General features: G+C 34.1%; 13 protein-coding genes. 5 read left to right on the top strand and 8 right to left on the bottom strand.

The window, feature by feature from the left end; genetic code table 11:
* The first annotated feature begins 121 nt into the window (after positions 1 to 121).
* Positions 122 to 1216: a glycerol dehydrogenase gene (locus B2S90_RS05745; protein WP_286696691.1), complete on the top strand. Its 1095-nt coding sequence runs from the start codon at positions 122 to 124 to the stop codon at positions 1214 to 1216.
* Between the two features lie 16 nt (positions 1217 to 1232).
* On the opposite strand, the gene B2S90_RS05740 is transcribed toward B2S90_RS05745, so the two are convergent.
* From B2S90_RS05740 to B2S90_RS05715, 6 genes are all read right to left on the bottom strand, one after another.
* Entirely contained in the window at positions 1233 to 1379 is a 147-nt protein-coding gene (locus B2S90_RS05740; protein ID WP_022424163.1) for a hypothetical protein, read from the bottom strand.
* Between the two features lie 120 nt (positions 1380 to 1499).
* Positions 1500 to 2297, bottom strand: a complete 798-nt coding sequence (locus tag B2S90_RS05735; protein WP_055234412.1) for an MBL fold metallo-hydrolase — start codon at positions 2295 to 2297, stop codon at positions 1500 to 1502.
* The gene (locus B2S90_RS05730) at positions 2294 to 2866 is read right to left on the bottom strand and encodes a phosphatase PAP2 family protein (RefSeq protein WP_286696690.1); all 573 of its coding nucleotides are present in this window, start codon (positions 2864 to 2866) and stop codon (positions 2294 to 2296) included. The genes B2S90_RS05735 and B2S90_RS05730 overlap by 4 nt, the downstream gene beginning before the upstream one ends.
* Positions 2863 to 3438 (bottom strand): sugar O-acetyltransferase, encoded by a 576-nt coding sequence (locus tag B2S90_RS05725; RefSeq protein ID WP_286696689.1) that lies wholly within the window; start codon positions 3436 to 3438, stop codon positions 2863 to 2865. Before B2S90_RS05725 ends, B2S90_RS05730 begins: the two co-directional genes overlap by 4 nt.
* Entirely contained in the window at positions 3435 to 4034 is a 600-nt protein-coding gene (locus B2S90_RS05720) for a PTS sugar transporter subunit IIB (protein ID WP_055289829.1), read from the bottom strand. Before B2S90_RS05720 ends, B2S90_RS05725 begins: the two co-directional genes overlap by 4 nt.
* Positions 4027 to 5772, bottom strand: a complete 1746-nt coding sequence (locus tag B2S90_RS05715; protein ID WP_278860812.1) for a M3 family oligoendopeptidase — start codon at positions 5770 to 5772, stop codon at positions 4027 to 4029. The genes B2S90_RS05720 and B2S90_RS05715 overlap by 8 nt, the downstream gene beginning before the upstream one ends.
* A gap of 73 nt (positions 5773 to 5845) precedes the next feature.
* Between B2S90_RS05715 and B2S90_RS05710 the strand changes: the two genes are divergently transcribed.
* The 4 genes from B2S90_RS05710 (at position 5846) to B2S90_RS05695 (ending at position 9531) form a co-directional block, all read left to right on the top strand.
* Positions 5846 to 7597 carry an aminopeptidase P family N-terminal domain-containing protein gene (locus B2S90_RS05710; RefSeq protein ID WP_286696688.1) on the top strand — a complete coding sequence of 584 codons (1752 nt, stop codon included), beginning with the start codon at positions 5846 to 5848 and terminating at the stop codon, positions 7595 to 7597.
* A 1-nt stretch (position 7598) separates the two neighbouring features.
* Entirely contained in the window at positions 7599 to 8519 is a 921-nt protein-coding gene (locus B2S90_RS05705) for an aldo/keto reductase (protein ID WP_055234401.1), read from the top strand.
* A 12-nt stretch (positions 8520 to 8531) separates the two neighbouring features.
* Positions 8532 to 9149: a flavodoxin family protein gene (locus tag B2S90_RS05700; RefSeq protein WP_286696687.1), complete on the top strand. Its 618-nt coding sequence runs from the start codon at positions 8532 to 8534 to the stop codon at positions 9147 to 9149.
* 109 nt (positions 9150 to 9258) lie between these two features.
* Entirely contained in the window at positions 9259 to 9531 is a 273-nt protein-coding gene (locus tag B2S90_RS05695) for a hypothetical protein (protein WP_040390046.1), read from the top strand.
* A gap of 21 nt (positions 9532 to 9552) precedes the next feature.
* Here the strand turns inward: B2S90_RS05695 and B2S90_RS05690 are convergent, their stop codons facing one another.
* The gene (locus B2S90_RS05690; RefSeq protein WP_278860818.1) at positions 9553 to 10530 is read right to left on the bottom strand and encodes a Gfo/Idh/MocA family protein; all 978 of its coding nucleotides are present in this window, start codon (positions 10528 to 10530) and stop codon (positions 9553 to 9555) included.
* 11 nt (positions 10531 to 10541) lie between these two features.
* Positions 10542 to 11564 carry a Gfo/Idh/MocA family oxidoreductase gene (locus B2S90_RS05685; protein ID WP_147556558.1) on the bottom strand — a complete coding sequence of 341 codons (1023 nt, stop codon included), beginning with the start codon at positions 11562 to 11564 and terminating at the stop codon, positions 10542 to 10544.
* Positions 11565 to 11731 lie beyond the last annotated feature (167 nt).

Here is an 11731-nt window from a genome sequence, read left to right as displayed (position 1 = left end):
AATAATGATTGGTATTCAGTATACGGAGAAGACAAAGGTCTTTGCGATATGTAAACAATGAGGAGAAAATTCTCCTCATTGTTTTTTTCATGTTTTATAATAAAAATAGGAGAGTGATAATATGAGCAAAATGATTGGTGCACCAACAAGATATAGACAAGGTAAAGATGAATTAAAATGTCTTGGTGATGATTTAAAGGACTATAAAAGAATTGTCGTTATTACAAGTGAAAACCTTAAAGAAATGTTTATACCTCAGATAGAGGAAAGCTTACATGAACAGGAAATGACTGTTGTACTATTTCAAAATGAATGTAGTATGAGTGAGATTGAAAGAATACAACATATTGTAGAAGAAACAAATAGTGAAGTGATTGTCGGTGTCGGTGGAGGAAAGGTATTAGATACCACTAAAGCATGTGGTTATTATGCGAAAAAGCCTATTGTCGTTATACCTACTGCAGCGAGTACAGATGCCCCATGTTCTTCTTTATCAGTAATTTATCATGATGATCATACGTTTGATCATTATTTATATTTACCTAAGAGTCCAGATCAAGTGATTGTGGATACACAGGTCATTGCGAATGCCCCAGTAAGATTACTGAGAGCGGGTATTGGTGATGCATTTAGTACTTATTTTGAAGCCAAGGCTTGTTATGTGAGTCATAGTGAGAATTGTCTTCATAGTCAGGTGACAAGAAGTGCTTTAGCAATATCTAAAGCTTGTTTTGATATTGTCTATTCTTATGGATTGCAGGCTGTAGAAGATTGTAAGCAGCATAAAGTCACAGAAGCACTAGAAAATGTGATAGAAGCTAATATTTATTTAAGTGGTATTGGTTTTGAGTCTGGTGGAGAAGCTGTAGGTCATGGCCTGCATAATGCATTCACTCTTATTCCTGAAACAAAGAGTAAGATGCATGGTGAAAAAGTGGCTTTTTGCACACTTGTACAATTGGTATTGGAGAATACTCCTAAGGATACATTAAAGAGCTATTATGAGTTCTTAGAAGCATTAGAGTTACCTACTACACTCTCTGATTTAGGAATGAAAGAAATAGATGAAGAAGCATTAATGCATGTATGCTTAGAAGCAGTTAAAGAAGGATCTACGACATTAAATATGTCTTTTGAAGTGACTTCAAAGAATTTATTAAAAGCTATTATCAAAGCAGATCAATATGGACAGAAATGGAAAACCTCTGGAAAATAATCCAGAGGCTTTTCTATTAGAAATACAATTTTGCGATAATCGCAATAAGAACGATAATGATAACTACAAGACTATATGCCACTGTCATCGCGCCATAGCCTTGCCAATCTTTTTGAAGTTCTTTTGTCTTTTCTTCTGAAATGACGCGTTTCTTTTTACTCATAATCATCATCCTTTCTTTCAAGTTTTATATCTATTTATATTATATACTCTTGTTAATTAATATATATATCGCACTTTTTTCAAAAAAATAATTAATATAAAAAGCTATCAAATGATAGCTCTAAAATTCCATTACTTCTAAATCATCAGGAACAAATATATTTCCTGTATAATAGTGTGCACCTTCTGCCTTGTAGAGTTCTTTACGATTGTCTACATGATCATCTTCTGTATGATAGAGTACAAGATTCTTAATATGAAGTTTCTGCGCAAGTTCACAGGCATCTTTCACTGTTGAATGATGTTTTTCATAAGGATGTCTGAAGTCTCTTTCTTCATATAAACAGAATGCTTCATGCAAGAGTACATCTGCATTTTCTGCATAGACTTTCTCTTCTTCACAATAAGGTTCATCACCACAACATGTCAGCTTCTTACCATCATATTCCATCATGAAGCCAAACTGCTTAGCTTTAGTAGAATGGATATCAAAGAAAGTGACTGGATGTCCCATAATTTCTTTAGTTTCTTGATCCTTCACTTCTACTAAGTGAAGTCTTTTTCCAATTAATGCACTCTGTTTTGGTACAAGAAGTGTGTCAGCCATATCTTTCAAAATATGAATGACTTCATCATGACCATAGATATAAGCATCACCTTCATATTTACCTGCATTCATAAACTGTGTAATCATACGCATCATCCAGACCATACCTAATAGATGGTCAATATGCTTATGAGTCAAGAAGATATGCTTCATATCCTTCCAGTCATATCCTGCATTTTTTAGCTGAGTTAGGATTTGGTTTCCTCCTCCTGCATCAACCATAAAGTATTGATGGTTGTCTTCTAAGACAAAACATGTGTTATAAATCTTAGTGACTAAGGCATTCCCCGTACCTAGCATTGTTAGTTTCATGTTCTTCCTCCCAATAATTTACTCTTATAACATATCAAATATGAAATAAGACCAGATATTCCGCCTATCATAATACCACCTAGAATATCTGTTGGGTAGTGCACCATGAAATAATTACGACTTAGTCCCATTAATGCGACAAAGATAAAAACTAACCAGCTGTATTTCTTATTACATGTTAAGAATATACACATCATAACAGCCATAGTGGCTGTAGTATGTCCTGAAGGAAATGAGAATTCTTTATAATGTAAGCTTCCTACATACTTCCACCAGTTATAGTATTCGTCCACACCGGATAAATAAGGACGATGACGTCCTATAGCATTCTTTAAAAAGAGACTTGTAAAGATAGCGCCTATTGCAAGACTAATGAGGATACATATACCGAGTTTTCTTGTCTTTTTAAAATAAATGAGTACTAGGGATAAAGCGATAAAGAAGATGCCTTTATCACCAAAATAAGAGATAAAGCGAAAGAATGGTGTGAGTGCACCGTTTGTACTTTCGGCTAGATGATGAAGGAAATGAAGGAGTGTATAGTCATATAATTGTCCTAATTCTCTCATTTTCTCATCAAGTCCTTATCATCAATTGCGCTAATAACACGACATGGATTGCCTCCCGCAATCACAAATGGTGGGATGTCATCCTTTACAACTGATCCTGGTTCAATAATAGATTCTCTATTGATCTTTACACCTGGATAAATTACTGTATTGGATCCAATGCATACTCCTTCATAAATACGTACTGGGAGTGTACTTTCTAATCCTTTTGCACGATCCTGGCAACTGATTGGTGTAACTGATGTGAGTATTGTGACATTATATCCAATAGTCACATTATCGCTAATAGACACTATTCCACTATCATCAATAAAGAGATTATCTTTAGAATAGAAGTTCTTCCCTAAAGAAATATTATAACCATATGTACAATGAAAAGGTTGTTCAATAAAAGCTTCATTACATTCATTTAATAGTTTATCTAGTATAAGATTGATATCATCTCTTTTTAGCGGTGAAAGATTGTTTAACTCATGACAGAGACTCTTACAATAAAGACGATCATTATAGAGTTCTTTTGAAAATGGCTGATAGAGTTCACCAGAGATCATATCGCTTTTTGTATCCCTCATTCGTTATTCCTCCTATAGTAATATTGAATCTGTTTGTATAATGCGCCACAATCATATGTCGCAAAGACCTGAGGATCAATCACACCTACATCTTTATGTGTCAATGTCTCTATCTCTTCTTTCTTATAACCCATTTGTGGTGCTAATAATACAACATCATAATAGAGACACTTCTTTTCCACAGTATGAACTGCTGCCCCTTCTATAATCAATGGGAGGTTGTTTTTTAAAATATAGTTCTGCATCTTTTCCTTAAAGAATCCTGATGTCATTCCCCCACTACAGCATAATATCACCTTCATTGGTTTGACTTTTTCTTCTATGAGTTTATTGATCATACATCGATAAAGTTCTAAGGCAATAGGAAATGTAGTCAATGGAAAATGAAGATAAAAGATCTGCTTATCATCGCTGATGATTTCTTCTTCTATCATGCCTATATCATGGAAGTGAATAGATGCTGTGCGTGATTGATAAGTAATGTGATATTCATTGTCATTGAATACTGTTTGAAAACGAGAATCATCTTTTAACTGGAAATAGAGATATCGCTTATAGACTTCTAGATTTTCTTTTTGATAGAATGTATCAATCATGTTTGTATTCCTCTAGAAGCGTTTTAAATGTATCAATATCTTCTTTGATGATATCAATAGAACTCTGCCAGAATGATTCATCTGTGAGATTTATATCAAGTGTTTTCGCAATATCTTCTAAATCCATCTTACCTGTGACCGAAAGGAATGTTTCATAATCCTCTGGGAAGTGTTCAGTATCTTTTTGATAACGTGCATAAAGTCCTTTCGCAAGTAATGAACCAAAGGCGTATGGGTAGTTATAGAATGAATAGTCTGAATCATAATAATGAGGTTTCCATGTCCACATATATGGATGGAGATAATTATGATCTAATCCATCACCATACGCTTCTATCTGTGCTTGAAGCATGATTTTCTTTGTTTCTTCCGCACTCACTGGTCCTTGTTTTCTTGCTTCAAAGAAGCGGCTTTCAAATAAGAAACGAGAATAAATATCACAGATCACCTGAGTTGCATTACTTAATGTATTCTCTAATATCACAATCTTTTGAGTAGGTGTTGCTGATTTTAATGCACCTTTTCCCACTATTGTTTCACAGAAGTTAGAGGCTGTTTCTCCAATCGGCATTGGATAATGAGTATTCAATATTGTTTGATCACCTAAACATCTTCCATGGAAACCATGACCAAATTCATGGGCTACAGTAATCACATCAGAAAAATGATTTCCATAGTTGAATAAGAAACGACTTTGTTTCAAACTTCTAATATTTTCACAGAATGCACCACCGACTTTATTTTCTCTTGGATAGACATCAGCCCAATGATTCTTAATTGCATGAGTCGCAAAATCACCTAAATGTTTTGAGAATGTGTAGAACTGATCCACGACAAATTGAGAACCTTTCTCAAATGGATAGTCTTCATCATCTTCAACAACAGGCGCATAAAGTTCAAACCAAGGTAAGCCGTTCTGATAGCCTAGATAGTCTGCCTTGATTTTAAGGTATTCTCTTATTTCTGGCATATTCTTTTTCATAACTGAAAGTAATGTATTAAGAGTCTCCATCTTTAATCGTGATTTGATACATGATTCTTCTAATGGTGATTCATAACCTCTCAGTTTACTTGTATAGAGTACTTCACCCTTGATTCCACTTAAACATGTCGCAATCGTTTCTTCATATGGTTTATAGGCATCTAGTTCTGCGAAATAAGCTTTCATTCTTGTCTGCTTATCGGGACTATGAGCCATGTTCAGTACTTCAGTAAGTGGATAATCATATCCATCTATATTCACTTTAATAGAAGATACAACCGCATCCTTATGCTTCATCCAGGCATAAGAACCTGTATTTTTCATATGGGCTATGATTGATTCCTGTTTTTCATCTAATACATACTTCTGTTTATTTTTAATTTCATGAAGAATATAAGCATGTTCCTTGATAAAAGGATCCTGACAACTATCTAAATCAAATTCCGCAATATAGGCATTATTCTTAATATCTTCCCCTACCATTGAGGCAGTTATATTATTTAATTGATCAAGATAACGTGCTGCTTCCGCATCATCTGTATGAGCTGATAAAGAAAGCTGTATAAAAAAATGAAGCCTTTCTACTCTCTTTTCAATTTCTATTTTTGTCTCTATTATTTTATGTAATGCCGCTTCTGTTTTCTCGCTTCTATAAGTGGAATAGTTCTTATTTAAATCCTTAAGAGTGTTTAAATCTTCTTGAAATTTTTTGTCTTGAAATGACGTATATAGGGCATCAAGATTCCATTCGTTCATTATTAATCATCTCCTAATTGTATTATACCTTATCTCCCTCATTTGTGTTAAACTTATCATGGGTGATAAAAAAATGATAAAAGAATTACAGAAAAGATTAAAAGAACAAAATATCAAGTTCTATTATGTGCCTACTGATGATGATCATCAGAGTGAAATTGTAGGCGAACATGACCAATTTAGAAAGTATCTAAGCGGCTTTACGGGTTCTGCTGGAGTCCTAGTTGTAGGACAGGAAGAAGCATGGTTATGGACTGATGGACGTTATTTCATTCAGGCCGAAAAAGAACTCTATCCTGGTATTAAACTCATGAAGATGGGTAATGCAGATGTTCCTAGTGTGAAGGATTTCCTCATTGATCATCTTGATGATGGTGATGTACTTGGCTTCAATGGTAAAGTAACAACTGCTTCATTTATCATTGATTTAGATGAAGGTAGAGAAACTGATTTTGAATTAAAAGACATCGATATGACTGATGTATGGACAAATCGTCCAGAACGTTCTCATGAACCTGCTTATATCTATGATGTGAAGTATCATGGACAAAGCACAGCACAAAAACTTGATTGGATTCGTGGTTATATGGAGGAAAATGAATGTAATGCGCATATCATTACATCATTAGATGATATTGCATGGACATTCAATATTAGAGGCAAGGATATTCCTCATTCTCCAATGGCTATGGCATTTAGTATTATCACTTTAGATAACGCTTATTTATATCTTCAGGATGGTACTTATGATGAAACAATGATTGAAGCTTATAAGAATGATGGTGTTGAAATCCGTTCTTATGATGATATCTATCTAGATACAAAGAGATTAAGTGGTCAGGTACTTGTAGACTTAAGTGCCATCAACTATGCCATCTATTCATTTATTGACTGTGAAATCATGGAAGGGTCTAACCCATCACAATACTTCAAGAGTATTAAGTCAGATGTAGAAATTGAAAATACAAAGCATGCACATTTAAAAGATGGTGTAGCAATGACTAAGTTCATGTATTGGTTAAAGACTTCTATGCCTGATGATGCGACTGAATGTTCTATTACTGATAAGTTATTAAGCTTTAGAGAAGCACAGGAATTATTTACCGATATTTCATTTAATACAATTACTGCTTATAAAGAAAATGCGGCATTAATGCACTATCATCCTTCTCATGAACATGATGTTCATGTTAAAAAAGAAGGTATGCTTCTTATTGACTCAGGTGGACAGTATTTAGATGGTACAACTGATATTACACGTACATTCATCTTAGGTGAAATCAGCGAGACTGAAAGAAAATACTTCACATATGTATTAAAGGCTATGTTGAAGATGCAGGAAGCTGTTTTCTTATATGGTGCAAATGGTATCTGGATTGATGGTCTTGTAAGACATGAGTTATGGAAGCAGCATATTGATTTCCAGTGTGGTACAGGTCATGGTGTCGGTCATTTCTTAAATGTCCATGAAGGGCCAAATGATATTAGACCACGTTTACGTGATCCACGAAAGCCTTCTGCAATTCAGGAAGCAGGTATGATTACAACGGATGAACCTGGTGTCTATATCGAAGGCCAGTTTGGTATCCGTTTAGAAAATGAATTATTATGTGTTGAAGATATCAAGAATGAGTATGGCCAGTGGATGAAGTTTGTACCTCTTACTTTATGTCCTATTGACTTAGATGGTCTTGATGTTTCTTTACTAACGACTGATGAAAGAGAAGCATTGAATAAGTATCATGAATTCGTAAGAGAATCATTAAAGCCATACTTAACTGATGAAGAAAATGAATGGTTAAAGACTTATACAAGAGGTATTTAATATGAAGTACTATGATCTACCAAAAACTGATTTAAAAGTATCTGAAATCGCCTTGGGCTGCATGCGTATTGCAGATAAGAGTATTGAGGAAGTAGAAGAACTTGTGAAGACTGCATTAGATTGTGGTATTAACTTTTTTGATCATGCTGATATTTATGGTGGAGGAAAGTCAGAAGAGTTATTTGGACAAGTTCTTGAAAAACATCCTGAATATCGTGAAAAGATGATTATTCAGACAAAGTGTGCCATTGTACCTGGGAAACGTTATGACTTTTCTAAAGAGTATATTATAAATGCGGTCAATGGGTCATTAAAAAGACTCCATACTGATCATGTAGAAATTCTTTTATTACATAGACCTGACGCATTATGCGACCCTCAAGAAGTGGCAGAAGCATTTGATGAACTGTATGTTAGTGGTAAGGTCAAATACTTTGGAGTATCTAATCATACACCAGGACAGATTGCCTTATTACAGAAGTATACTAAACATCCTATTATCATTAATCAGTTACAGCTTTCTATTGTGCATTCTGTGATGATTGATAGTGGTATGAACATGAATATGAAGGAAGACTTTGCGATTGATAAAGATGGCGGTGTACTTGACTATTGTCGTTTAAATGATATTACAATCCAGGCTTGGAGTATTGTGCAGGCATCCTGGGCTGAAGGGACTTTCTTAAATCATCCTGATTATAAGAAATTAAATAACGTTCTTGATGATCTAGCAAAGAAATATAATGTTACTCCTGCCACAATTGCGACTGCATGGATTTTAAGACATCCCGCCCATATTCAAGCTATTACTGGTACGACTTCTCCTAAACATTTAATTGAAACAGCAGAAGCTGCGAATATCGAATTAACACGTCAGGAATGGTATGATCTTTATCTAGCAAGTGATAAACCTTTACCATAAGGGGGTAAATCTATGAAAGTACTTATGATTAATGGAAGTTCTCGTAATAATGGCTGTACACGTGCAGCTTTAGATATTATGGCTGAAACATTTAAAGAAGAAGGTATTGAAACAGAAATCATCTTTATTGGCATTCAGCCTATTGCGGATTGTATGAACTGTAAGAAGTGTATAACTGAACATCAATGTATATTTGATGATGTAGTCAATGAAATCACTACAAAAGCAAAAGACTGTGATGGCTTTATCTTTGCCTCACCTGTCTACTATGCTCATCCGAGTGCAAGATTACTTGCGGTATTAGACAGAGCCTTCTACTCAAATAAGAGTGTCTTTGTCTATAAACCAGGAGCTTGTATCTTTAGTGCAAGACGTGCTGGACAGGTGGCAAGCATGGATGTTGTCAACAAACATTTCAGTATTTCTCATATGCCTATTGTATCTGCCAATTATTGGAATGAAGTCTTTGGAAGTGAACCTGAAGATGTATATAAAGATGCAGAAGGTGTTGCAACTATGCAGAACATCGCAAAAAATATGAGCTGGCTTCTTAAGTCTATTGAAGCAGGTAAAAAAGCTGGCCTTGAAAGACCAGAACTTTCTACTGGACATACAAATTTCCATCACTAAGAGAAGAATTTTTCTTCTCTTTTTTATATATTTGTAAGCGCTTGTTATATTGACGATTGTTTATATGAGGACTAGAATACAGTTGTATATGGGGAAAGAAGGCATTTCAATGAGTAACTCTATCATGATGCGATTAATTAAGTGTTTATCAATTATAATGTTAGTGATTGGCTGTGTTCAGCCAACCTCTGTACAGGCTTATTCACCTGTTCTTACAGAAACAGTTCAAAATACAAATAATACAAATAAGAATGCTTCAGTAACAGTTCAAGAGAAAGATCAACCTAAGCAGAATACTTTAGAACTCTTTGTGATTACTGTCTTAGTCACAATTCTTATTCTATTTTTTGTTGGAATAGTTCATAAAGATTTAAAAATATAAAAAAGAGATGTTGAACATCTCTTAGTCAGCAGGGAATATAACCCCTGCTTTTTTTCTCGCTTCAGTAAGTACTTCCATAACATCTAATGTATCCTGTAAAAGTGCAGCCATCTTTTCTTTATCATTTGTTTCAATGATTTTCTTCAATTCCACAAATTCATAATACATACGGTTATGTGGTCCGTTTTCGTTATAAGTCACTTCTTCCTGCTTATTAAAAGCCATCTGGAATTCAGTAATCTGACTTGATGGACTTCTCATGACAATATAACCTTCATCTCCCTGAATAGTAGAAGCTAGCGGTGCCTGGCAATCCTTTGCGGCAACACAAACTGCTTTCATATAACCATAATCCATCACAAGTACACCTGATGTATCAATACCTCTTTCAATATTAGGATAATAATCCACGTTTTCTGGTTTACCAAACAATTCCATAATAAGATTGATGTTATAAACACCTAGATCCATTAAAGAACCACCTGAATGATTTGGATCAAAAGCAGGCGCAATATCTCCTTTTTTAAAACGATCATATCTTGATGAATATTGTGAGAAGTTAAAGTTAATCACACGAATATTGCCTAGTTCCTTTACCTTTTCTTTTAGTAGATAAGTGTTAGGGAAGAATCGATTAGGAATAGCTTCTAAAAGGAATAAATCCTCTTTCTTAGCAATTTCCTTGAGTTCTAAGGCCTCTTTGAGGTTAGTCGTGAATGGTTTTTCACATATCACGTTTTTACCTGCAAGAAGCGCTTTTTTAGACATAATGAAATGTAAGTCGTTTGGTACAGCAACATAGATAGTATCAATATCTTTATTTTCCAACATTTCTTCATAACTTAAATAATAACGTTCAATTGGATACTGAACACAAAGATTCTTTAAGTTTTCTTCATTACGTGCTGAGATACCTAATAGTTCAATACCGTTTAATTCATTAAACATCTTTAAAAAGTCTTTAACGATCATTCCTGATCCTACAATACCAAGTTTCATAATATACCCTCCTACTTTAATCCTTTGATTGCATCTTCTAATATCTTCATCTGTAATAATGTTTGTTCCTTAGTAACAAGCTGTGGCTTATGATTGATGATTGTTTCATACAATGCATCATAGTAGTAACCATAATCACCTTTCACTGTCTCGATCTTCTCTTCATGATAATGACCCTCTTCATCATAGATAAGAGTGCCATAATCATCTGGTGTATCTAAGCCAAAGTCATCATGTTCATAAGGCATATAGAAATGTTTCAAATCCGCTTCCTGACGGTCTTTTTTTGTTTTAGTAAACATTCCCTTCTTACCATATAAAACAAAGCTAGGACGCTCTTTTATACGGAAATATGATGATTTTACTGAGACCTTTAGAGTTCCATAATAAAGATCTAAATCAAAGTAATCATTCATACGTCCTGTACCTAATAATTGGCGTACATCGTAATGTGCATGATCTGGTTTACCAAAATAAGAGATCACCTGATCTAAGGTATGACAAGCATGACCATAGAGATAAGAATCAATTACTGAGAATTCATGAATGCTTTCTGGTACTTCTGGACGATAGTAATCAAAATGCATTTCTAATTCTAATAGGTCCCCAAGTTTTCCAGATTCAATGACCTTTTGAACAGTTAAGAAGTCACTATCAAATCTTCTATTTTGATAACATTGAAGCATGAGTCCTTTAGACTCAGCTAAATCAAATAGTTCTTTTGCCTGTGCATAACTTGCTGCGAATGGCTTTTCTACTACGCAATGTTTTCCTGCTTCTAATACCTTTTTTGCATATTCATAATGAAGACTCGATTTTAAAGTCACTACAATAACCTGAATGTCTTTGTCATAGAGTAATTCATCTAAGTTATCTGTATAGTGAATTTCTTCTATTTTCTTCCAAGTATCAAAGTGAATAGAACGGTTATAGATTGTCTTTACTTTAATTTTATCTTTTCTAGTGAGTATAAATGGCATATGGTAACGATTCGTGCTTTTCCCATTTCCAATAAATCCAATTGTAAGTATCATATATGTTCCTCTCTTCTTCACTGGTAGTGTCAAAAATCTATATNNTCTTCACTACTATTCTTTATTATTTGAAGATCAATTACAAGTATTCACATTAGAATCGTAAAAAAAGTACGTAATACATGTAAATAACTTTTTTAAGAGAGAACTAATAGTTCACAAAAAAA

Source organism: Catenibacterium sp. UBA627 (genome assembly GCF_002299355.1).
GTDB classification, from domain to species: domain Bacteria; phylum Bacillota_I; class Bacilli_A; order Erysipelotrichales; family Coprobacillaceae; genus Catenibacterium; species Catenibacterium mitsuoka.
The sequence above is the reverse complement of the archived record's forward strand: the minus strand, read 5'-3'. Positions and strand labels throughout refer to the sequence as shown.

Excerpts from the sequence above, each read along its gene's own strand:
- B2S90_RS05745 (WP_286696691.1), top strand. The coding sequence starts at position 122 with ATGAGCAAAATGATTGGTGCACCAACAAGATATAGACAAGGTAAAGAT.
- B2S90_RS05740 (WP_022424163.1), bottom strand. The coding sequence starts at position 1,379 with ATGAGTAAAAAGAAACGCGTCATTTCAGAAGAAAAGACAAAAGAACTT.
- B2S90_RS05735 (WP_055234412.1), bottom strand. The coding sequence starts at position 2,297 with ATGAAACTAACAATGCTAGGTACGGGGAATGCCTTAGTCACTAAGATT.
- B2S90_RS05730 (WP_286696690.1), bottom strand. The coding sequence starts at position 2,866 with ATGAGAGAATTAGGACAATTATATGACTATACACTCCTTCATTTCCTT.
- B2S90_RS05725 (WP_286696689.1), bottom strand. The coding sequence starts at position 3,438 with ATGAGGGATACAAAAAGCGATATGATCTCTGGTGAACTCTATCAGCCA.
- B2S90_RS05720 (WP_055289829.1), bottom strand. The coding sequence starts at position 4,034 with ATGATTGATACATTCTATCAAAAAGAAAATCTAGAAGTCTATAAGCGA.
- B2S90_RS05715 (WP_278860812.1), bottom strand. The coding sequence starts at position 5,772 with ATGAACGAATGGAATCTTGATGCCCTATATACGTCATTTCAAGACAAA.
- B2S90_RS05710 (WP_286696688.1), top strand. The coding sequence starts at position 5,846 with ATGATAAAAGAATTACAGAAAAGATTAAAAGAACAAAATATCAAGTTC.
- B2S90_RS05705 (WP_055234401.1), top strand. The coding sequence starts at position 7,599 with ATGAAGTACTATGATCTACCAAAAACTGATTTAAAAGTATCTGAAATC.
- B2S90_RS05700 (WP_286696687.1), top strand. The coding sequence starts at position 8,532 with ATGAAAGTACTTATGATTAATGGAAGTTCTCGTAATAATGGCTGTACA.
- B2S90_RS05695 (WP_040390046.1), top strand. The coding sequence starts at position 9,259 with ATGAGTAACTCTATCATGATGCGATTAATTAAGTGTTTATCAATTATA.
- B2S90_RS05690 (WP_278860818.1), bottom strand. The coding sequence starts at position 10,530 with ATGAAACTTGGTATTGTAGGATCAGGAATGATCGTTAAAGACTTTTTA.
- B2S90_RS05685 (WP_147556558.1), bottom strand. The coding sequence starts at position 11,564 with ATGATACTTACAATTGGATTTATTGGAAATGGGAAAAGCACGAATCGT.